Raw genomic sequence first — 24,091 nt, 5'->3', positions numbered from 1 at the left:
GCGGCCTTTATTTTTTCCTCATGTGATTTTCACGAACCGGTAGTGAATTCAAATCGTTATTTACAAGTGTGCCTGAGCAATCACTTCCTGCTCCAGTGTTTTTGCTTTTGGAAAAAGAATATTGTTCTCGAGATGTATATGTGTGTGCAGATCATCTTCAAACTCTTTCAGCTTAGCGTACAACACACGATAGGTATTACATGCTTCAGGCGGTGCAGTGTATTGATCGCTGAGCGTTGCAATTTCATGAAAATGATCGCCTGCAAATTCATGCTCGGCTTCCATCATGGTAATTGGATTTTTTACGGTACCAAAATGTGGTGCCTGAATTTTTACATTGTTTCGTTTGGCAGCGGCCAATTGATTTACATAGGGAAATAAAATGATCTCTTCTTTTTCGAGATGATGCGCCAGTTCATCAGCCACTTCATTATATAAACGAGCAATGGCTTTTGTTTCAGGACGATGACCACCATGCACCAATGCTACTTTGTTTGCATACTGACGGATGAGTTCAAGATTGTTGGTTACATAACCGTGATGTTTCTCCACAATATAGTTTGCCAGTTTATCTAAAGGCCATTCTTTAAAGTTTGTATCCGTGGTTGGAGTTGACTGACCAATACGGTTCAGTTCTTCCGTAAGCTCTTCGTAAGAGATATTCTTTTTTGTGCAGATCTCTTCTACTGTTACTTTACCACCGCAGCAAAAGTCGATACCAAATTTTTTAAATACATCTGCCGTACGGTAATCTTCTGTTACAAGTTCGGCTACTGTTTTTTCTTGTGTTGCATTCATGATTGATAGAATTTGTGCAACAAAACTAATTCCGTCTAAAGACATGCATTATGAGGCAAATCATAAATAAAAACTGTGACGGAATGATTACAATTCAACCCAGGCAATGGCTTTGGACTTAAAGATCAACATACTTCACCACGATCGTAATATCCCTGTTACGGCCTTTATCATCGGTGCAGGAAATTTTAATATTGCCTTCGGTTGGTAAAAAGAATTGTTTGATGCCGGCATCGGTTGTTTTATAAAACTGGTTGTTGACGTACCAATATACTTTTGCCACATCATTCCCTGTTTCGCAAACGAGTTGCAGTGGCTCTGGATTTTTTTTGCTAATGAGATATTCTGTTCCGTTCACCGGAGATTTGATCTGCGGGGCACCAGAAGCAAAGATCTTTTCGCATTGCGGATTATGTGGAGGAATTGATTCAACTGCCATACCATTTCCCTGCATCCAGTTTTGAACTTCGGATGCAATGAGTTTATAGCCCTTGCGTTTGAAACCTGTTTCAGGTTCACAACTTTTACAGTAACTCATCTTTTCATCAGCACTCACTGCTATCTCTTCAAAATTGTTGCAGGTTTGGGTTGATGAAATACCCGGAACAAAATAATCAAGCACAAGATTGGTACAATATGCAGCCGGCGGCAATCCAGTTTCGCTGCAGATCTTTCGTTGCTCCAGTTCTGTTGGTGGCGTAAACCATGCACGATCAGCATCGTAATCCAGTGTATTAAAAATTCGGAAGAGCAAAGGCGTTGCTGTATGTGCACCGCTGAGTTCTGCATTTCCTTCACCTGAAAAGTTCCCCACCCAAACACCCACCGTGTATTTTTTATTATAACCAATGCTCCATGCATCTCTTCGTCCGTAGGAAGTACCGGTCTTCCAGGCAATTTTTGGAAGGTGTGCCGTTGCATCCCAATGCAAAGGAAAATCGGGCCGGTTGATGCGGCTCAAAATATCTGTGACCATATAACTGGCATCGGACGATAAAATGCGTTGCGGTTTTGAATTTGCGTCGTGCTGCACAAACAACGGACGGTAATACAAACCTTCTGCCGCAAAGCAGCTGTACATACCCGTGAGTTGTTCCAACGTTGCGCCGCATCCGCCCAGGATCAAACTTAAACCAAGGGCTTTTTGTTTTTGCTGGATCTGTTTAAAGCCCATGCTGCCTAACTGCTGGATCATTTTATCCTTGCCCAGCATGTTCAATGCTTTTACGGAAGGAATGTTGAGCGAATGTTCCAATGCATATTCAACCGTAACAGGGCCGTTGAAATTTTTATCATAGTTCTCCGGTGCATAACCTGCATAATTCACCGGCACATCGTTCATCATTTTTTTGGGAGTAAGCAATCCTTCATCAAAACATAAACCATACAGCAACGGCTTTAATGTACTGCCGGGCTGACGAATAGCTGCTGCACCGTTTACCTGTCCGCCATCTGTTGTATCAGCAAAGTCGCCGCTGCCAACATAAGCAATCACTTTGTGTGTTTCGTTATCGATGATCATTACGGCTGCGTTGCGGATCTTACTTAAACGAAGTGTACGCACATAATCTTCCACCAGCTTCTCGGTTTTAAATTGTGTGTTCAGCTGAAGATTGGTTTTAATGATCGGCCCTCCGCTTTGTTTGAGTTTATAGGCGAGATGCGGCGCCAGCTTCGGCACTTCGCCACGCTTTGCTGTTAAGGGTTCGGATAATGCGTCTTCAATTTCTTTGGCGGTGAAAATTTTTTCTTTCGCAAAACGGCTGAGCCACTTGTTGCGTTGCTTTACAATTTCATCATTATTCTTTCCTATCACTAACGAAGATGGACGATTAGGAATAATGGACAGCGCCGTGATCTCCGCCAGCGATAAATGATCAGGATTTTTCCCGAAGTATAAAATAGAAGCCGACTTTACACCTTCAATATTGCCGCCATATGGTACGAGGTTAAGATAGAGTTGCAGAATTTCATCTTTGCTGTATTTCATTTCCAGCTGCAAAGCCCGAAACATTTCAATGAGCTTATTTCCGATGTTACGTTTCTTCGGTTCCAAAGCTTTTGCCACCTGCATGGTAATGGTGCTGGCGCCCGATGTTCGCCTTCCCGTAAAAACATTCATTACAAAAGCACGGCCAACTGCAATTGGGTTTATACCAAAGTGGCGATAGAAATACTTGTCTTCCTTTTGAACAATGGTTTTACGTAGTAACGGTGAAATTTCCTCCAGCTCGGTTTTCATGCGCCATTGTTCATTGCCGGTAAGATAAGCGTGGATCACTTCGCCTTTATCATCGGTAATAATGGTGGAGTATTCAACTTTATCGGGAACAGGAAAAATGAAATGAAGGAGAAAAAACAAAACGATGAAACCAAGAACAGATATGCCTGTTCGTTTAAAGAGTTTTTTCCATGCCGGTTTGGGGAGCTTCATGTTTGTGGTAGTAATTACCGATATAAATGTAGGATGTAAATAAACAGTTGCACTCGTGCTTTAAAATATTTTGCAAGCATTTGCAATTCTTTAATAAATAACTCTTGGAAATGTGATAACGATTGTATTAAATTCAACTTCAAATTATCTCCACTTCAAACGTCTTTCAATTTTAAACTTTATGCGTAGCTATCTGCAACTGCTGTTTGTTACAGCAGCAGTCACCTGTATGCTTTCATGTAACCGTAATGCCGTAAAACTAACCGACACCAATGCCAAAGGCGAAATTCAGCAATTACAAAACCTCGTCTTTCATTTTTCAAAAAACCTGGTGCCCGATTCTTTGCTCAACCGCTGGGATTCGATTCCTTACGTAGAGTTTGAACCAAAGATCAGCGGACGTTTTCGCTGGGAACATGGAGATGAGCTGATCTTTTCTCCATCAGGACCGCTTTTACCCGCCACTACTTATAAAGCAAGCATTAATAAGGATGTGTTGGCATTTACTGAATACAATAAAGTATCGGTTGCTGATCCAATTGAATTTTATACTCCCGAACTCAAACTGGAGAACTCCAACATTACCTGGGTGCTGGACGATGCAACCAACAAAGCTATTCCGCAGGTTGATCTTTATTTTAATTATATCGTTACTCCTGCAGCGTTAAAAGATAAGCTGAAAGTGAAACTGGATGAACAGGAAAAAGATTACAGTGTTCAAACGATCAACAATGATCGCAAGGTTTCCATTCGTTTACTGAATGTAAAAACCGAAGACCGGGATTACAACACAACTGTTACGCTCGATAAAGGTTTGGTGCCTGATGGTGGAAAGAATGCAACCAAAGAAACCATCGAAGAAAAGTTTACCATTCCTTCGCCTTATACACTCACCATTACCAATACAGAATCAAGACACGATGGATTATCTGCAACCATAAAAGTGTTTACATCGCAACAACCGGTGGCTGATTTGTTAAATCAATATATCAAACTTAACCCTGCTATAAAATATGATGTGGAAGTGGAAGAAGATGGTTTCCTCATCAGTGGTGATGCGTTTGATGTTGACAAGACCTACGAGCTTTTATTAGCAAAGGGCCTTCGTGGAAAACTCGGCGGCACCTTAAAAGAAGAGTTTAAAGAAACAGTTGCCTTTGGTGAGCTTGAGCCAGGCATTTCATTTGGTAACAGCAAATCCGTTTATCTTTCTTCGCAGGGAAATAAAAATATCGAGATAAGGATCAGCAATGTGCCGAAGGTAAAAGTGGTTGTTTCAAAAATTTATGAGAGTAACTTACTCGCTGCACACAGGTATGGCTATTATCCTAAAAACAGCAACGATGATTATTATTACGATGAAGGAGCTGGCGATGCAACATTAGGCGATGTGATCTATGAAAAAGAAATTGACACACGCAGCTTGCCAAAACTCGGCGGCAGTCGTTTATTTAATTTCAACATTTCCGACCGTGTAAAAGATTTCAATGGTATTTATCATTTGCAAATACAGTCAGCCGAAGATTACTGGATCAGCGACCAACGATTTATTTCACTCAGTGATATTGGTATCATTGCCAAAGAAGGCCGTGAAAAAATGCTGGTGTTTGCTAATTCTATTAAATCGGCAGCGTCATTGAGCGGCGTGAATGTAACGGTGTATGGCAGCAATAACCAATTGCTTGGCACCGGCACAACTAACAATGATGGCGTTGCAGAAGTAACCTATGCCCGTAAAGAATACAGTGGTTTTAAACCGGCGATGGTGATTGCTAAAACAGCCGATGATTTCAACTACTTACCTTTTCAAACTACAAGAGTAAATACCAGTCGCTTTGATGTGGGCGGTAAAGCATGGAGCACAACAGGTATGGATGCGTTTATTTATGCTGAACGTGATATTTATCGCCCCGGTGAAAAAGTAAATGCAAACGTTGTGTTACGCACCAACGATTGGAAAACTCCCGGCGAATTACCGGTAAAGCTGAAGTTCATTATGCCGAATGGTAAAGAAATGAAAAGCTTCCGCAAGATGCTGAATGAACAAGGTTCTGCTGAAGTAAGTATTGATCTGCCTGTTGCTGCTATCACCGGTAGTTATCAACTGGAATTATATTCCGGTAACGATGTATTGCTCAGCAGCAAATCATTCAGCATTGAAGAATTTGTACCAGATCGTATTAAAGTGGCCGCATTACTCAGCAAAGAATTTCTAAACGTGGGTGATTCTGCTTCACTGCGTATCAATGCCGCTAATTTCTTCGGGCCACCTGCAGCTAATCGCAAATACGAAACAGAAATACAATTCAAACAGGCCTACTTCTCACCTGATAAATTCGAACGTTACACCTTTTCATTAAGCAATCAAACTTCCTTCTTCGATAAAGTAGTGAAAGAAGGAACAACGGATGCAAATGGTAATGCTACAGAAGGTGTGAGCGTTCCTGTTCTATACAACAACCGTGGTTTGCTACAGGTAGATATTTATACAACGGTGTTCGATGAAACAGGCAGGCCGGTAAGTAAACTCACCAAAGCCGATGTGTTTACACAAAAAGTATTTTATGGCTTGGGGTACGATGGCTACTATTATTATCCATTGAATCAAAGCATCAAGTTTCCATTAATTGCGTTGAACAAAGATGAAAAAGTTGTGAACGCACAAGCACGTGTGCAGGTGATAAAACATGAGTACAGAACAGTGTTGAGCAAGAGCGGCGATTATTTCCGTTACGAATCGCAGAAAGAAGATAGGGTGGTGAAAGAAGATGTGGTGACGATCATGGGCGATAAAACAAATTATGCATTTGTGCCTCGTCAGCCCGGCGATTATGAAATAAGAGTATATGCACCGAATGCTGATACTTATGTGAGCCGTAGTTTTTACAGTTATGGCAGCTGGGGTGGCGATAACAGTTCGTTTGAAGTAAACACTGAAGGACAAATTGATATTGAAACCGACAAGAAAGAATATGCAACTGGTGAAAAAGCAAAGTTGTTATTCAAAACACCTTTCAGCGGACGTTTGTTGGTGACTTGTGAAACAGATCATGTAATATCATATCAATACATCGATGTAGAAAACCGTTCAGCTTCCCTAGATCTGAACATCGCTGCCGAACATTTACCAAATGTGTTTGTAACAGCAACTCTCATTAAGCCACACACAACAAATGATATTCCTTTAACAGTGGCGCATGGTTTTCAATCATTGAAGGTTGACGAGAAGAGTCGTAAGATCGATGTGCAGATTACAGCTAACAAATCAACACGCAGCCGCACTCATCAAAAAGTAAAAGTAAAAGCAGCACCAGGCAGTTATGTTACACTCGCTGCAGTTGACAATGGCGTGTTGCAGGTGAGCAATATGCAAACACCTGATCCTTACAATTATTTCTATCAAAAGAAAGAGCTGGGTGTAAATGCATTTGATCTCTACCCGTTATTGTTTCCTGAATTGCGTGCACGCCTCAGCAGCACGGGTGGTGATGGCAGCGATATGGAAAAACGCAACAACCCAATGCCCAACAAGCGCATTAAAATTGTGAGCTACTGGAGTGGTGTGCAAAAAGCAAATGGCAGCGGTGAAGCAAATTTTGAATTTGATGTGCCACAGTTCAGTGGCGAAATTCGTTTGATGGCTGTTGCTTATAAGAACGAACAGTTTGGTGCAGCCGAAGAAAACATGACAGTAGCTGATCCTGTTGTGATCAGTGCTGGGTTGCCACGCTTTTTAAGTCCGGGTGATACTGTGCTTGTTCCTGTTACACTCAGCAACACAACGAAGAATGCAAGCAGTGCGAGTGTAAAAATAAATGTAAGCGGACCGTTGCAGGTTGTTGGTGTTAGTAATCAACAGGCACCATTGCCTGCCAATGCAGAAAGCAGGGCCGTGTTCCAGGTGGTGGCACAACAACGCATCGATTCAGGCCGCATTCGTATTGAAGTAAAAGCAATGGGCGAAACATTTTTTGATGAAACACAGATCACTGTTCGTCCGCCATCAACGTTGCAAAAAGAAAGTGGCAGCGGCAGTATCAATGCAGGTACAACACAAAGCATCAATATTCCTGTTAACAGGTTTATGCCGGGTAGTGCCGATTATCAACTCATCATTAGTAAATCACCGGCACTGGAGTTAAGCGATCAGTTAAAATACCTCGTGCAATATCCTTATGGCTGCACCGAGCAAACCATATCGGCTGCGTTTCCACAGTTGTACTATGCTGATCTTGCCGATCAACTCAAACAAAACAAAGGAGCATCGTCCACTTCTGTTGCGCACATCAACGAAGCCATCCGTAAAATAAAAATGCGCCAATTGTATAATGGTGCCGTTACGTTGTGGGATGATGAAGGAACGGTGCATTGGTGGAGCACTATTTATGCTGCACACTTTTTACTGGAAGCACGCAAAGCCGGTTACGATGTTGACAATAGTTTGCTGGAAACAATGATGGGTTATCTCATCACCCGTTTAAAAACAAAAGAAACCATCGACTATTATTATAACCGCAATCAGAAAAAGAAAATTGCGCCGAAAGAGGTAGCGTATAGTCTGTATGTGCTGGCATTGGGCAACCGTGCACAGATTAGCGTTATGAATTATTACAAAGCCAATCAAGGTATGCTGGCACTTGATAGTCGTTATCTGCTATCTGCTGCTTATGCATTAAGTGGCGATAAGAAAAGTTATGCAGCCATGTTGCCTTCATCTTTCAGTGGTGAAGTAAGTATGCCGCAAACGGGAGGAAGTTTTTACAGTGATGTGCGTGATGAAGCCATTGCACTCAATACCTTGATGGATGTTGATCCGGGCAATGCACAAATACCGTTGATGGCACGACATGTATCGCAATATTTAAAAGAACGCCGCTGGTTAAGTACACAGGAACGTGCATTCGGATTTTTAGCATTGGGTAAACTTGCACGCACTGCTGGTAAGAGTAATGTAGCAGCCGATGTTACTGCCAACGGTAAAACAGTTGGTAAACTTAACGGAACAGATCTGAAGCTGAATGCAAAACAATTAGGATCATCCAACATACAGGTTACAACAAAAGGAAGCGGACGCATCTATTATTATTGGGTGGCAGAAGGTGTAAGTGCAACCGGTGAGTATAAAGAAGAAGACAGTTATTTAAAAGTGCGCCGACAGTTTTACAATCGTTATGGTCAGCCGGCTTTGGGAAATATATTTAAACAAAACGAACTGATCGTTGTGAAAGTAACCATTGAAAAAAGTTTTGCTACAAGTGTTGAGAATGTGGTGATCACTGATCTGTTACCTGCAGGTTTTGAAATTGAAAACCCACGCACCAAAGAATTACCGGGCATGGATTGGATAAAAGATGCGGCTACAGCAACAGCTCTTGATGTGCGTGATGACCGTATACATTTCTTTGTTGATCTCAACAGTGGCCGACAAACTTATTATTATGCAGTGCGTGCAGTATCACCGGGGCAATACCGCATGGGACCTGTTAGTGCCGATGCGATGTACAATGGTGAATATCACTCATATCATGGAGCAGGAATTGTGAAGGTGATACAGTAAGCTGCCGGTAGATATGCCATATCTATGCAGGTTGATGTAGATATGGCATACTTAAAACTCAGGTGGCGAGCTTTGAATTCAATTTTTGCAGTCTCTTATATAATTTAAGACTACCCGTCGACATGTTAGGAATCTTCCAGTAAATTGAACTAAACCACTTTTGGCAAATAGTTTGAGCTTTTTTGTACTCTTTAATTCTGCTGTAGATGATAGCAAGTCTTTCGTATACATAAGGAACATCAACATTTAGATCCGTCAGCCTTTCAAGTAGATTAAGTTCTAAGTCGGTGTTGCTATTTCCTTTTGCTACAATTGATTCTTGAACTAAAGGGGATAACGAATCAAAACGATTAAGTAAGCTATAATAATCTGGAAAAAGAATTTGTGCGGCGGTTACATACTCGGTGTAATTATTCTTACAGTTTTCTAGATACACTGATTTATCGCCTAATAATTCTGCAGATATTCTATTCAAAGTTGTTTGATCCATTGTTAAAAGCAGTTTCAATGAGTGAATGTCACCATTTCAATATTTCTGCTTCTACACGTTCTAAAACTGTCACGAATATGTAGCAGCATTTCTTGCACTTCGTCGAAATCTTCGCTATCGAAATTTATTTTGCTTTCATCAACTTTTACCCTGTCCATTACAGTGTTGATATGTTCTATCTCATCCCTAGTAAAATGCTTAATAGCAGGGAAGTCATTATTCTTTGGAATATCAAACACGTCGTGTTGTTCAAACATATCGCCCAAGTCTAACTGCAAACCGTTTTGTTTCATGATGTTCACTGCTTCTTCAAAATTTCGTCCGTAATAAAAACCGTCACATTGTGGAAGTAAATGTGTCCCTATGTAATCACATATGACGAGCAAAACATATCCATAACCATGAGCAATGTTTTCATGCAAACCGGAAGCTGGCTTTGATTTCTTTAATCCGAAAAAACTTCTCGTCACTTTTCTATCATTCGGTTTCACGTATTGAAAAATAATATCCTCTAAAGCGTGATCAAAATTGTAATTGTATTTGGCCTCACTAGAATCTTCGCTTTGACTGGCATAGTTATCGTATAAGTCAGCAGTTTTAATATTCTCAAAAAGTTCCCGGTCTTTTGAACCAAAGACACTTTTCACTTTTTCGATGTTTACAGCGAAGGGTATCGCAACTAAGCTCATATGTTAATTTTATAGTTTGAATCTGTGCAATAGTGAAACAAGCAAAACCTAAATATACATACAATCAAAGTCCAATATCTCAAAACAAAAACGCCTCCTTCAAATTTGACGGAGGCGTTTTAATATTATCAAAATCTTACGCTAATTCTTTCTCCATATACACCACACCATCCAGCGGATTATCGTAGTAAGAAGTGGTTTCCACAAAACCATATTGTTTGTACAAACCAATAGCCGGTTGCAGCTTCTCCAATGTGTCGAGTTTCATTTTGCTGTAGCCCAGCATCTGTGCATCTTTAATAATTTGTTCCACCAGCACTTTCCCGATCTTATGTTTACGGTAAAAAGGTTTTACATACAATCGCTTCATTTCGCAGGCACCTCTTTCTTTTAAAGGATGTAAAGCCACACAACCCGCCACTTCATTATTCCATTTGGCTAAATAGATCAGTCCTCTCGGTGGGCCATATTTTTTCAGTGGATTTTTCAGCTCGTCTTCAAAACTCTGGAAGCAAAGATTTTCGTCTAACTCCATCTCATATTCCCGAAACAGCTTTCTAACCTCATCCAACAGCCAACCTTCCTGCTGTATATAAATTAACTCCGTCATTTTTGTATACCTTAACTGCAAACTTACAATCTTAGCTGCTCATGTTAGTACGAATTCTTTTTTTCCTGCTGTTACCATCATTGCTTTTTGCGCAGAAGTATAAAAATATCCATAAAGCCGCTGTATTGGTCGATACACATAATGATATTCCATCATCTGCCATTGAAAAGAAAGTAGCGTTTGATACCGACCTGAAAGGGAAAACACATTCTGATCTCAACCGCATGTTTGCCGGAGGTGTCGATGCACAAATGTTTTCCATCTTTTGCGGTGGTGAGCAAAAAGAACCTTTTGCCTTTGCCAACCAGGAAATGGACAGCGTGTATGCATGGGTGCAACGCAATCCTTCGAAGATGATGTTGGCGTATACGCCTGCTGATTTTAAAAAAGCCATCAAGGAAAAAAAGCTGGCGACGATGTTTGGCGTTGAAGGCGGGCACATGATTGAGAACGATCTTACAAAACTGGAAGCATTGCATAAAAGAGGCATGCGCTACATGACCCTTACCTGGAATAACTCCACGCCTTGGGCAACAAGTGCAGCCGATGAAACGACACTGGGCGGCGCAGTAAACAGCGAAGGGAAAAAGGGATTGACTGCATTTGGAAGATCTGTCATCAAACGCATGAATGAACTGGGTGTAATGGTTGATGTAAGTCATTTAGGTGAACGATCTTTTTGGGATGCGGTTGCTGTTTCAACCAAACCCATCATTGCATCGCATAGCTGTGTGTGGAATCTTTGCAAGCACCGTCGCAATTTAAAAGACGATCAGATCAAAGCCATTGCAAAAAGCGGCGGTGTGATCTTTCTTAATTTTTATGGAGGTTTTATTGATAGTACGTATGAAGCAAAACGGGATGGGCTGTTGAAACAGTACCAGCCGGAGATCGATTCACTCATCAAAACAAATATGCAGCCCGATTATGCACGCATCATCACTGCAGAAAAATACAAAGACCAACTGCTGAACATCCGTCCATCCATTTCAATATTGCTCGATCATCTTGATTACATTGTAAAGTTGGTTGGTGTTGATCATGTGGGCATGGGCAGCGATTTTGATGGCATTGAGTCGCCACCATTAGAGTTAAATGGCGTGGAAGATTATCCGCTTATTACAAAAGCTTTGTTGAAAAGAGGTTACAGTAAGAAAGATATCCGCAAAATATTGGGTGGCAATTTTATAAGAGTGTTTGAGGCAAACAGTACCAAATGATCTTTATTGCAAACATCAAATCTTCTTTCTAATTTCAACTGCCGACCTAGACAGGCCGGCAATTTTATTTCAACTACCCAAAACTATGCAGCAGCCACTATTATCACCAAAACGCATTGAATCAATCGATTTGCTTCGTGGTCTTGTGATGATCATCATGGCGCTTGATCATGTTCGGGATTATTTTCATGCAGGGGCTTTTATGTTTGATCCGCTGGATCTTGAAAAAACAACTCCGGCTTTATTTTTTACACGCTGGATCACCCATTTCTGTGCGCCTGTGTTTATTTTTCTTGCAGGCACTTCTGCCTTTCTTACCGGTCAAAAAAAATCAAAAAAAGAATTATCGACCTTTCTTTTAAAACGTGGCGCATGGTTGATTTTACTTGAATTAACACTCATCAACTTTCTTTGGAATTTCGATATTGCTTTTCACAACATTTACTTTATTGTTATCTGGACGTTAGGCATCAGCATGGTTTTTCTTGCTGCATTTATTCACCTGCCCAAATACCTGATTGTACTCATTGGCTTTATTCTCATTGGCGCACACAATCTACTTGACAATGTTCATGTGGAAGGCAATACCATTAAAGCATTCGGTTGGGCATTGTTGCATGATCAAATGTTTTTTTCATGGCAGGGAAAAAATATTCTTGTTGGCTATCCTGTTCTCCCGTGGATAGGTGTAATGGCTCTTGGCTATGCCTTTGGCAGTTTATTTACATCGGCCTACAGTGTGCAAGAAAGAAAAAAATGGTTGTTGATCATCGGTGGTTCGGCCATTGCATTATTTATCATCATACGTTTTATAAATGTGTATGGCGATCCTGTTCCATGGAGCGTACAATCTTCTCCATTATATACATTCCTTTCCTTTATTAAAGTGAACAAATACCCACCATCATTACTGTATATTCTGCTCACACTTGGACCATCGATCCTGTTTCTTGCATTTACAGAAAACCTGCGTAACAATGTTTCGAAAATAATTTCAGTTTATGGCAGGGTGCCCATGTTCTATTACCTGTTACACATTCTGCTGGTGCATCTGTTAGCTATGTTGGCAGCAGGTCTGTTTACCGAATATGGCTGGACCGTATGGATACTAGAACAACCATTATGGTTTGCGGAAAAATTAAAAGGCTACGGATTTTCATTGGAAATAGTTTACCTCGTATGGGCAATCGTGGTCGTTTCACTCTATCCTTTATGTAAATGGTACGATCAATATAAAATCAATCACAAGCAAAAATGGTGGTTGAGTTATTTATAAAATCAGTTTAGTAAACATTATGCAGCAACCACTATCATCATCATCCAAACGCATTGAATCCATCGATCTGCTTCGTGGTCTTGTTATGATCATTATGGCACTCGATCACACGAGAGATTTTTTTCACAGAGAAGCTTTCACCGGCGATCCGCTCAATCCGGAAACAACAACAGCAGCTTTGTACTTCACCCGTTGGATCACTCATTTTTGTGCACCCGTGTTTGTTTTTCTTTCAGGTGTATCGGCATGGTTGCAACATCAACGCAAGACTACTAAAGAGCTTAGCTGGTTTCTTATCACACGTGGTGTATGGCTCATACTGGTCGAGATCATTATTGTCACATTTGGTATAACTGCCGATGTTCAATTCCGCATTTTTGTTTTGCAAACCATTTGGTCCATTGGCATAAGTATGGTTGTGCTGGGCATTGGTATACGTCTTCCCTTCAAATTCATATTAGCGTTAGGTCTTTTAATTGTGCTGGGACATAATAGTCTCGATTTTGCTGAAGCTGCACGCAAAGGCAATGTTCCGTTATGGTGGAACTTTCTTCACCTGCCAACTGTATTTCCTGTTGGTGCGGGTCGTTCTGTTGGCGTGTTTTATCCTTTTCTTCCATGGATCGGGCTAATGATGCTGGGCTATTGCTTTGGAAAACTCTTTACAACAGTAGAACCCAGTAAACTAAACAGGATTTTTTTTCGCTTAGGTGCAGGCTTATTGCTGTTTTTTGTAGCGCTGCGTTTCACCAATCTTTACGGCGATACGTTTGATTGGGCGAAACAAAAAACAGGTCTCAAAACATTCTTTGCTTTTATGAATGTGCAGAAGTATCCACCATCATTATTATACATGTGTGCAACTATCGGTGGTGCTTTACTCTTTTTATCAACTGTTCGGTCAACCAATAACCGTCTTGCCAAGATCATTATTGTTTACGGACGTGTGCCGTTCTTTTATTATATCCTTCATTTCTATTTACTAAACCTGTTACACATCTTTGCTTATTTATCAAGAGGTCACAGTTTTGCAGAAGGCATGAAGGGTTTACCCAATTTTCCGTTCATGTTTACAGTACCCGGCGAAGGTTATAGTTTGGGCATTGTTTATCTTATCTGGCTCGCTGTTGTTATTGCATTGTATCCATTATGTAAATGGTACGATACGTATAAAACCAATCATCGTGAAAAAAAGTGGCTGAGCTATCTATAAATTTTATGCTTCAGCAAATGACTAAACATTACTACATGCGGCATTTATCGATGTTCTTATTCTTAGTTACTATTCAAAATAGTTTTGCACAAAAAACAACGCACAGTGCTGCAATCAACAACGCTATCTCTAAAATTGAAGCAAAAGTAATTGCATGGAGACATGATTTTCATCAATATCCAGAATTAGGCAACAGGGAAACACGTACAGCAGCTATCATCGCTAAACATTTGCAATCGTTAGGAATAGAAGTAAAAACCAATGTTGCCAAAACAGGGGTGGTTGGAATATTAAGAGGCGATAAGCCCGGACCAGTTATTGGTCTGCGTGCCGATATGGACGGCTTACCTGTTACAGAAAAAACAAATCTTCCCTTTGCATCAAAAGCAAAAGGAATTTATAATGGACAGGAAGTGGGCGTGATGCATGCATGTGGTCATGATGCACATGTAGCTATACTCATGGGCGTTGCCGAAATTCTATCGGGTATGAAGAAAGAGTTGAAAGGAACAATCAAATTCATTTTTCAACCGGCAGAGGAAGGTTCACAAAAAGGTGAAGACGGTGGCGCAGAGTTAATGGTGAAAGAAGGCGTTTTAGAAAACCCGAAAGTAGATGTGATCTTTGGTTTGCATATGAATGCACAGGTGGAAGTGGGTAAAATAACATACAGACCCGGCAGTACGTTTGCAGGCGTGGCCGATATGAAAATTACGGTGAAAGGAAAACCGGCGCATGGCGCCAAGCCATGGTCATCAATTGATCCTATTGTTGTGGCATCACAAATTGTAAATAGTCTTCAAACTATTGTGAGTAGAAATGTGAACATTGCAGAAAACGCAGCGGTGGTTACCATTGGTACCATTCATGGTGGTACACGTTTTAATATTATTGCCGACCAGGTTGAAATGACCGGCACTGTGAGAACTTTAAGTTCATCGGATGAAGCGTTTGTGTTCGGGCGCATAAAACAGATCGTTGAAAAAACAGCAGAAGCTGCCGGTGCAACTGCTGTTGTGGAGGTTCCCTATTCCGCACATTACCCCGTTACATTTAATAATGAAGCATTAACGGCAGCGATGTTGCCATCATTTCAAAAGGAAGTTGGTAAAGAAAATGTGTTGCTCGTAGCTCCTGAAACAATTTCAGAAGACTTTTCTTTTTTTGCGCAAAAGGTACCCGGCCTTTACTTTTATATTGGAGGTTTACCAAAAGGAAAAGATCCTGCAACAGCAGCATCGCATCACACTGCTGAATTTATGATTGATGATGCTGCCTTTAACACCGGCATGAGTGCTTTCTGCAATCTTGTGTTTGATTATTTAGAGATGAACAAAAAATAAATTGAAATAGAGATCATGATGAAAAAATTTTTGCTTTTTGTTGTTAGTGTTTACGCATTTAATGTTCATGCACAACAACCTTATTTTCCTGATGCTGACTGGCAAACAAAAAAACCGGAAGAGTTAAAGATGAACAAAGCATGGCTTGATAGTGCCGTAAGCTTTGCATTAAAAAATGAAAACAAAGTCGAACGTGATCTGCGTATTGCCAATATGAAATCTTATTCCAGAGAACCTGGTTATAAAATTGTGGGGCCCATGAAAGAAAGAGGCGGCCCTGCAGGATTGGTTATTAAGAACGGGTACATTGTTGCACAGTGGGGTGATGTCAATCGTGTCGATATGACATTCAGTGTAACCAAAAGTTATCTATCAACTGTTGCTGGTTTAGCTATTGACAATGGATTAATAAAAAATGTAAGCGATAAAGTTGGTCAATATGTTTGGGGCGATTTATTTGAAGGGCCACACAATTCGAAAGTTAGCTGGGATCACTTGCTTACACAATCAAGTGATTGGAGCGGCAATTTGTTTGGATTAGATGATTGGGCCGACCGACCTCCAAGAGATGGAACAATTGATGATTGGAAAAACCGCAAGCTTCTTGAACCGGGAACAAATTATGAATACAATGATGTACGTGTAAACCTGCTGGCTTATTCGCTATTGCAGGTTTGGCGTAAACCGTTACCAGTTGTGTTTAAAGAAAAGATCATGGATCCTATTGGTGCATCAAGTACATGGCGTTGGTTTGGTTATGAAAATTCTTATGTAACAATGGATGGGTATACAGTACAATCTGTAAGTGGGGGGGGGCATCATGGCGGAGGTATTTTCATCAACACGTATGATCATGCACGTTTTGGTTTATTGTTTCTGCGCAATGGCAAATGGAAAAATCAGCAATTGATATCTGAGAAATGGATAACTGCTGCACAACAACCTTCTGCTGCAAATAAAAATTATGGTTATCTCTGGTGGTTAAATACAGATCAAAGCTGGAAAGGCATTTCGCCGAAAGTATACTACGCTGCAGGTTTCGGCGGCAATTATATCATCATTGATAAAGAACACGATCTCGTTGTTGTCACACGTTGGATGGATGATTCAAAAGTTGCAGAAATGATGAGTCTTGTTATAAAATCAATTGACACAAAATAATCACATTTAACCAGCCACATGAAACCGGTTTCAAAACAAGAAAATCTTAAACGTGAAATCGGTGTTCGGTCACTGGCACTGGCGATTGTAAACATAACCGCAGGCTCGGGCATCTTTGTTATCCCGGCTATCATTGCACAGGATCTTGCTGCAGCGGCCATTCTTGCTTACCTGGTTTGCGGTGCGTTAATCTTTTTAATTGGGCTTTGTTTTGCAGAAGTGGGCGCTAAAACTTCGGTAAGCGGTGGTGTGTATAGTTATATTGAAAATGCATTTGGTCCTTATGCAGGATTTTTGGCAAACAATATTTATTGGCTGGGAGGATGCATTGTATCGGATGCAGCTATTGCAAACGCATTGGTTGATACATTGAAATACGTTTTCCCTTATTTAGGAACAGAGTTATACCGGGTACTTTTTCTGGTAATCATATTTTCCGGGATTGCCTTATTGAATATACGCAGTGTAAAAAATGGTGTTCGTCTAATTGAATTGGCCACGCTTGGTAAATTAATTCCACTGATTGCTGTAGTAGTTGCAGGCGCCGCTTTTATATCACCCGGAAATTTGCGTTTTACAATTGAACCAACTATCAGCAATCTCGGAGCTGCATCCTTACTTTTATTTTTTGCGTTCATTGGTATCGATGGTCCTTTAAGCAACGGTGGCGAAATAAAAGATCCGAAACGAACGGTACCACTTGGTATTTTCTTCGGCATTGGTACAGTGTTGTTATTGTATTTATCTATTCAACTTGTAACGCAAGGAGTATTAGGTGCAACAATGTCTGCACATAAAGATGCACCGTTAGCTGCCGTAGCCGGAATTGCTTTTGGTAAAGCAGGTGCCATCATTATCATTGCAGCGGCAGCTCTTTCCATGTTAGGCGCACTGGGCGGAGAAATACTTTCCATTCCACGTATCCTATTTGCAGGTGCAAGAGATGGATTATTGCCTAAACCATTGGCAAAAGTGCATAACCGCTACTTCACACCTTATGTTGCCATTGCATTTTATGCTTCGCTCGGTTTACTATTGGCAATTTCGGGAGGGTTCAAACAATTAGCCACGATTGCCAGTGCAGCATTACTCATCATTTACCTGGGTGTGGTTCTCGCTTCTGTAAAACTCAGAAAAAAAAATATAGCTAACGGCGAAAAAACATTTCGTGTTCCCGGTGGTATACTTATTCCGTTAGCAGCCGCCGGCGGTATTGTTTGGTTATTATCGAATTTATCAAGAGCTGAGCTTACAGGGATTGTGCTGTTTATCTTGTTCTTCTCTTTTGTTTATTTTATAATGAAACAGGTGAAAGCAAATTCGATGAAGAAGAGTATTGAGTGATCACAATAAAACACTTTATCAAATATGAAACAGTTGCTTGCTTTTTTAATGACTGCTATTGTTTTCCTCTCCTGCAAAAGCAACAAACAGCAACGTGCAGCTGAAACATTTTATATGCCGGCCGAATGGGAACAGCATGATGCTGTTTGGCTGGGTTGGGAAAAAGATAGTTTGCGTGGTTATTATCCTGCTGTAGCGGACATCATTAAAGCATTGTCATCAAATGTTACGGTAAAGATTGCATTCAATAATGATACGCTTCGACAAAAAGCAAAAGCCTACCTGGCTTCGCAGGGAATTGACAGCAGCATGTACAAAACCTATATCATGCCGGGTGAACGTTACTGGATCAGGGATCATGGTGCAGCTTTTTTAGTAAATGGAAAAGGAGAATTAGGTGTGGCTGATTTTGCATGGAACAGTTATGGTTATCCCGGTTTTTTAAAAGTTAAATACAGTGGCAACAAAGACAGTGTAAATCATTACCTCAATTTGCGCAAAGAGTTTCGCATAAAAACAGCATTAGTTGATAGCCAGATGGCTGTTGCTGAAGGCGCTGTTATTTTAAAAACGGATGTGAAACATGAAGGCGGCGCCATTGAAGTAAACGGCGAAGGCACACTCATCTTATGTGAGGCAACTGTGTTTCAACGTAACCCTGATCTGAAAAAAGAATATATCGAAACAGAATTCAAACGTGTGCTTGGCGTTACAAATATCATTTGGGTGAAAAAAGGTTTGGCTGATGATCCGCAAAATTTCTTTCGACGTATTACTGCGAACTACTACGGTGGCGGCACCGGCGGTCATACCGATGAGTTTGTGCGGTTTGCAAACCCAACCACTATTTTGCTTGCGTGGGTCGATGAAAAAGAAAAATATCTCAACCCAATCAATCAAATCAATTATGAACGCCTGAATGAGAATTACAACATTCTCAAAAATGCAAAAGACCAGGATGGAAATTCATTCAGCATCATTAAAGTTCCGCTGCCCGATCTGATTACAAAGAAAATAAAAGCAAGAGAAAAGATCGATTCGCTTGAAGTAACCTTTGATGTTGATATGAAAAGTTTTGTACCGGGAGAAGCACCAACTGTTGGTGATAGTGTTTTTCGTGTACCAGCCGGAAGTTATATGAACTACCTGGTTACAAATAAAACAGTGTTGTTACCCACTTACACAATGCATGGTTCATCAAAAGAAAAAGAAGCGCAGGTTCAAAAGATCTTTGAAGAACAGTTTCCCGACAGAAAGATCGTGTTTATTGATGCCATCATGCAAAACTGGAGCGGCGGAGGTATTCATTGCAGCACACAACAGCAGCCGGCAAAGAAGAAATGATAAAACACTAGTGCTTGTTAAAAATGCTGATTATATTAGTATAACCACATCTCCACATCATGAGCATCGAAACAAATGCATCCCCCGACAATCAACCCTCCCTCAAGCGTGTGCTTGGTTTAACTACAGCTATTCTTTTAGTTGCAGGAATGATGATAGGCTCCGGCGTATTTAAAAAGATTATTCCTATGGCGCAAACGGGCCTTAGTGAAGGGTGGATTATTGCAGCATGGGTTGGTGCAGGCCTCATCACCATGTTTGGTGCATTTACATTAGCAGGGCTTTCTTCGTTAACTGAAGAATCGGGAGGCGTGTATGAATATCTGCGACTTTCATTCGGCAATTTCTTCTCGTTTATTTTCGGATGGACGGATTTCGCCATCATGGGTTGCGCATCGGTAGCAGCATTGGGTTTCATTTTTGCACAAACAGTGAATGTATTTATTCCACTGGGTAATCCGTTTCATTCATTTGAACATTTAGGCATTGCCGGTTTTATTTTTCCTTTTGCTGAAGGAGGCATCAAGATATTAGCTATTGCCACAATCATCTTGCTTACTTGGATCAATTACCGTGGCATACAGCATGGCGGCCTTATCAACAATATTGTTACATCAGCCAAGATCATTGGTATTCTTTCGCTCATCATACTCGGTTTAACGTATTCACCTATACAGAATGAAGAAGTAGTTACAACAACAGCAGCAGCTCCTTTGGAAGGCATTGCACTTATAAGTGCCGTATTAGCTGCAATGCTCAGTGCCTTCTGGGCATATGAAGGATGGAGTAATCTTTCATTTATCACCGGTGAAATAAAAGATCCAAAACGAAATGTTCCCATTGCCATCATGAGTGGTGTAGCTATTGCCATGACACTGTATGTACTATCGAACCTTTCATATATGCATGTGTTGCCATTGGAGAAATTAAGAGCGGTTGATCAAAACCAGATAGGTGCAGCCGTTGTTGCAGAAACAATACTTGGTAAGGTTGGTCAATCACTATTGGTAACGCTTATCATGGTTTCTGTGTTTGGTACACTTAATGGAATCATACTTTCTCATGCAAGAGTTTATTACCGTATGGCACAAGGTGGTTACTTTTTTAAGAATGCAGCCAAAGTTCATCCTGAACATCGTACGCCTGCAGTTGCCTTACTATATACAATGGTATGGAGTTGCATACTGGTAATGTCGGGCACATTCGATATGCTTACCAACATGGTGATCTTTGCAGGTTTCCTTTTTTATGGAATGATTGGCGTTGCTCTCTTTAAAATGAAAAGAAACGGAACAATTACTACAAAGGTTATCGGCTATCCTGTTATACCCGCTATTATCCTGTTGTTCTCCATTGCTTTGATCATCAATACAGTTATTACACAGCCCAAGCAATCCTTTTTTGGATTATTGCTCGTGGCAAGTGGAGTGTTCTTTTATTTTTATTTCAAGAAAAGAAAATAGATTTCAAACGCCTATCAGCTTGTTATGTGACTAAGTTCACTTAACAACAAGAATATCTACCTTAGTTTTGCTATTGAAAAATTTTATTTGTTTGAAGCATATTCTTTTTCTCGTTTTACTTACCAGTATTTGTACCGCCAGTTCTGCACAACGTACCCGAGAGGTGCAAACACAACATCATTTCTGGACCAGTGTTAATACGCAGGCAAAGGTGGCAGACAAATGGTCGGTTATTGCAGATTTTCACATACGCCGTACTGACTATCTAAAGAATAATAATTTTTATTACACAAGGGTTGGAGCGGCTTATCATATCACTAAAAATCTGAGTGTGGCACTTGCCGGAGGGCATATGTGGCTCGCAAACAAAACTGCTACTACCGAGTTGTTTGTAAATGAAAACAGGTTGGTGCAGCAGTTACAACTCAGCCAACCAGTGGGCAAAATACAATTGTCGCAAAGGTTGCGTATTGAAGAACGATGGATTCAAAACGTCGTTAACAGCGAACTCAGCGATACGTATAAGTACAGCACCCGTTTCCGTTACCAGTTAGCATTAAATATTCCTATCAGTAAAAATAAATATGTTCCATCGCTTGCTTTGTCTGATGAACTGATGATGCAATGCGGTAAACATATTATCTATAACAATTTTGATCAAAACCGTTTGTTCGGAGGTGTTAAACAGCAGATCACTACTTCACTCTCAGCCGATTTCGGCTATATGCATGTATGGCAACAACGGTTGAGTGGTTACCAGTACAACCGTAATCAAACTATTCGTTTGTTCTTTTACTGGCAACCCGATTTCCGCAAGAAAAATTTACCAGCTGCAACTGCAGCTCGTTAACCGCTGCTGTATTCCTTTTTGCCGGCACGCAGCGAATACTTAGCTTAGTGTATTGACCAATCAAGCATGAGTTATGAAGTATTTGCTTTTCTTGTTTTTACTTCCCTTGCAAATTGTTGCACAATCATTTTCACAAACCGAGATAAAACGCTGGAAACAGCAGGCACAACGTGTAACAATCATTCGTGATAATTGGGGCATTCCACATGTGTACGGAAAAACAGATGCTGATGCTGTGTTCGGTTTACTATATGCACAATGCGAAGATGATTTTAAACGTGTGGAAGCGAACTATATTGAAAAGCTTGGGCGGCGTGCCGAGCTTTCGGGTGAAGCTGATTTGTACAATGATCTTTACCTGCGTTTGGTGATCGACAGTGCAGAAGCTGTTGCAGATTATAACAAAGCTCCGCAGTGGTTAAAAACATTATTGCAGGCTCATGCCGATGGCATTAATTATTATCTCTACACGCATCCTGAAGTAAAACCGGCTTTGCTCACACGCTTCAAGCCATGGTACCAGTTACTGTGGACCGATGGAAGTATTGGAGCAATCAGTACAGGTGACGTTACAGCAGAAGATGTGAAAAGTTTATATGGTAATACAACCGCTGCAATTGCATACCATCCGAAAGAGTTTGTTGATAACAACAGCGGTTCAAATGGGTTTGCTATTGCCCCTTCAAAAACAGAAAATGGAAAGGCCATTTTATACATCAACCCGCATGTTACATTTTATTTCAGGCCCGAAGTGCATATGGTAAGTGAAGAAGGATTGAATGCATACGGTGCTGTTACATGGGGACAGTTTTTTGTGTACCAGGGCTTCAATGAATATTGTGGATGGATGCATACAAGTGCAAATGTTGATGTGGCTGATATGTATGCTGAAAAAATCAGCGGCAGTGGCAAGAGTATGATGTATGAATATAACAATGAACAACGTGCTGTTAAACAAAAACAGATCAGCATCAAAGTGAAAAACGGAAACAAACTCGTTACAAAAACGTTTACTACCTATGCAACACATCATGGACCTGTAATGGCAAAACGCAATGGTCAGTACATAAGCGTACGTTCAAGCAATCGTATGATCAATGGATTGCTGCAAAGCTGGCAACGCACCAAAGCAAAAGGACTCGAAGATTACAAAAAAGTAATGGCGCTTCGGGGTAATACGAGCAACAGCACTGTATTTGCAGATAACAACGGAAACATTGCTTACTGGCATGGCAACTATGTTCCAAAGAGAGATACGAAATTTAATTGGAGTAAAGTAGTTAATGGAACAACAACAGCAACGGAATGGAAGGGATTGCATGAAGCGGCTGAAACCGTGCAGGTAATCAATCCCTCAACCGGATGGATACAAAATTGCAACTCTACTCCGTATACAGTGAGCGGCGAAGCAAGCCCGAAGAAAAAAGATTATCCGGTTTACATGGCACCGGATGGAGAAAACTTTCGTGGCATCAATGCAGCAAGACTATTAGGTAGAGAAGATAAGTTTACTATTGAAAAAACAATCGCTGCCGGTTATGATACTTATCTTTCTGCATTTGAAGTGTTGATACCTGCATTGATCAAAGCGTATGAAAAAGGTGTACAACCTGGTGACAGTTTACACCGATCATTGGCGGCACCTATTGCTGTATTAAAAAACTGGAATTATTATTCTTCCAATCATTCCATTGCCACCACCTTAGCTGTTGAATGGGTGCAACGTTTAAATGCATCTATTCGCAGAATTTATATTGAAGATGGAGAAGATGACCAGGTAACAGCTACCAAACGTTTTGCCGCAACCGCTATTCCTTTGCAATTACTGGCTCCATTGAATGAAGCGCTGAAGCAACTACAACAACAATTCGGTACATGGGAAATTCCGTGGGGCGATGTTAATCGATATCAACGCATCAGTAATGATCTTGTTCAGAAATTTGATGATAGCAAGCTAAGCTATCCTGTTCCGTTTGCATCTTCGCTATGGGGAATGTTGCCATCGTATAGAAGTGAGCCTTTTCCCGGTACAAAAAAACGGTACGGCTTTCATGGTAATAGTTTTGTTTGTGCCGTGGAGTTTGGTGAAAAAGTAAAAGCTAAATCATTATTGGCCGGTGGTAATAGTGGAGACCCCAACAGCAAACATTTCACCGATCAATTGGAGATGTACACGAAGGGTCAATTTAAAGATGTGCTGTTTTATAAAGAAGATGTATTGAAGCATGTAGAACGCAGTTATCATCCCGGCGAATAAGTTTTAACTTGTCATCACTCTCTTCAATTCTATAATATCGAC

The 24,091-nt window shown here is 40.7% G+C and carries 16 protein-coding genes; 11 read left to right on the top strand and 5 right to left on the bottom strand.

Translation table 11 applies throughout. The features are described from left to right. Positions 1-60: 60 nt before the first annotated feature. Together ric and pbpC are read right to left on the bottom strand one after the other, a co-directional pair. Positions 61-798 (bottom strand): iron-sulfur cluster repair di-iron protein, encoded by a 738-nt coding sequence (ric, locus tag ACO1QW_RS20250; protein ID WP_486261230.1) that lies wholly within the window; start codon positions 796-798, stop codon positions 61-63. Between the two features lie 118 nt (positions 799-916). Then, a complete protein-coding gene (gene pbpC / locus ACO1QW_RS20245) occupies positions 917-3,232 on the bottom strand; it encodes a penicillin-binding protein 1C (protein WP_486261228.1) in 2,316 nt (771 codons plus the stop codon). Positions 3,233-3,413: 181 nt separating this feature from the next. Between pbpC and ACO1QW_RS20240 the strand changes: the two genes are divergently transcribed. Next, positions 3,414-8,789: an alpha-2-macroglobulin family protein gene (locus tag ACO1QW_RS20240; RefSeq protein ID WP_486261226.1), complete on the top strand. Its 5,376-nt coding sequence runs from the start codon at positions 3,414-3,416 to the stop codon at positions 8,787-8,789. A 58-nt stretch (positions 8,790-8,847) separates the two neighbouring features. Here the strand turns inward: ACO1QW_RS20240 and ACO1QW_RS20235 are convergent, their stop codons facing one another. The 3 genes from ACO1QW_RS20235 to ACO1QW_RS20225 form a co-directional block, all read right to left on the bottom strand. Next, a complete protein-coding gene (locus tag ACO1QW_RS20235; protein ID WP_486261224.1) occupies positions 8,848-9,279 on the bottom strand; it encodes a hypothetical protein in 432 nt (143 codons plus the stop codon). Positions 9,280-9,293: 14 nt separating this feature from the next. Further along, positions 9,294-9,968 carry a DUF7691 family protein gene (locus tag ACO1QW_RS20230; RefSeq protein ID WP_486261222.1) on the bottom strand — a complete coding sequence of 225 codons (675 nt, stop codon included), beginning with the start codon at positions 9,966-9,968 and terminating at the stop codon, positions 9,294-9,296. 136 nt (positions 9,969-10,104) lie between these two features. Continuing rightward, positions 10,105-10,578 carry a GNAT family N-acetyltransferase gene (locus ACO1QW_RS20225; RefSeq protein ID WP_486261220.1) on the bottom strand — a complete coding sequence of 158 codons (474 nt, stop codon included), beginning with the start codon at positions 10,576-10,578 and terminating at the stop codon, positions 10,105-10,107. Positions 10,579-10,619: 41 nt separating this feature from the next. Between ACO1QW_RS20225 and ACO1QW_RS20220 the strand changes: the two genes are divergently transcribed. The 10 genes from ACO1QW_RS20220 to ACO1QW_RS20175 all read left to right on the top strand — a co-directional run bounded on the left by ACO1QW_RS20220 (position 10,620) and on the right by ACO1QW_RS20175 (position 24,049). Further along, positions 10,620-11,798: a dipeptidase gene (locus ACO1QW_RS20220; RefSeq protein ID WP_486261218.1), complete on the top strand. Its 1,179-nt coding sequence runs from the start codon at positions 10,620-10,622 to the stop codon at positions 11,796-11,798. A gap of 85 nt (positions 11,799-11,883) precedes the next feature. Then, positions 11,884-13,074 carry an acetyltransferase domain-containing protein gene (locus tag ACO1QW_RS20215; protein WP_486261216.1) on the top strand — a complete coding sequence of 397 codons (1,191 nt, stop codon included), beginning with the start codon at positions 11,884-11,886 and terminating at the stop codon, positions 13,072-13,074. A 19-nt stretch (positions 13,075-13,093) separates the two neighbouring features. Then, on the top strand, positions 13,094-14,287 hold the full coding sequence (locus tag ACO1QW_RS20210; protein ID WP_486261214.1) for an acetyltransferase domain-containing protein: 1,194 nt from the start codon (positions 13,094-13,096) through the stop codon (positions 14,285-14,287). A 35-nt stretch (positions 14,288-14,322) separates the two neighbouring features. Continuing rightward, positions 14,323-15,630, top strand: a complete 1,308-nt coding sequence (locus tag ACO1QW_RS20205; RefSeq protein ID WP_486261212.1) for an amidohydrolase — start codon at positions 14,323-14,325, stop codon at positions 15,628-15,630. 15 nt (positions 15,631-15,645) lie between these two features. Beyond that, on the top strand, positions 15,646-16,791 hold the full coding sequence (locus ACO1QW_RS20200) for a serine hydrolase domain-containing protein (protein ID WP_486261210.1): 1,146 nt from the start codon (positions 15,646-15,648) through the stop codon (positions 16,789-16,791). An 18-nt stretch (positions 16,792-16,809) separates the two neighbouring features. Next, on the top strand, positions 16,810-18,135 hold the full coding sequence (locus ACO1QW_RS20195) for an APC family permease (RefSeq protein ID WP_486261208.1): 1,326 nt from the start codon (positions 16,810-16,812) through the stop codon (positions 18,133-18,135). Between the two features lie 24 nt (positions 18,136-18,159). Further along, positions 18,160-19,479, top strand: a complete 1,320-nt coding sequence (locus ACO1QW_RS20190; protein ID WP_486261206.1) for an agmatine deiminase family protein — start codon at positions 18,160-18,162, stop codon at positions 19,477-19,479. A 59-nt stretch (positions 19,480-19,538) separates the two neighbouring features. After that, positions 19,539-20,942: an APC family permease gene (locus tag ACO1QW_RS20185; RefSeq protein ID WP_486261204.1), complete on the top strand. Its 1,404-nt coding sequence runs from the start codon at positions 19,539-19,541 to the stop codon at positions 20,940-20,942. A 91-nt stretch (positions 20,943-21,033) separates the two neighbouring features. Next, on the top strand, positions 21,034-21,792 hold the full coding sequence (locus ACO1QW_RS20180; protein ID WP_486261202.1) for a DUF2490 domain-containing protein: 759 nt from the start codon (positions 21,034-21,036) through the stop codon (positions 21,790-21,792). Between the two features lie 73 nt (positions 21,793-21,865). Further along, positions 21,866-24,049 carry a penicillin acylase family protein gene (locus ACO1QW_RS20175; RefSeq protein ID WP_486261200.1) on the top strand — a complete coding sequence of 728 codons (2,184 nt, stop codon included), beginning with the start codon at positions 21,866-21,868 and terminating at the stop codon, positions 24,047-24,049. The last annotated feature ends 42 nt before the right edge of the window (positions 24,050-24,091 follow it).

It is taken from the genome of Lacibacter sp. (genome assembly GCF_057361365.1).
The sequence above is the reverse complement of the archived record's forward strand: the minus strand, read 5'-3'. Positions and strand labels throughout refer to the sequence as shown.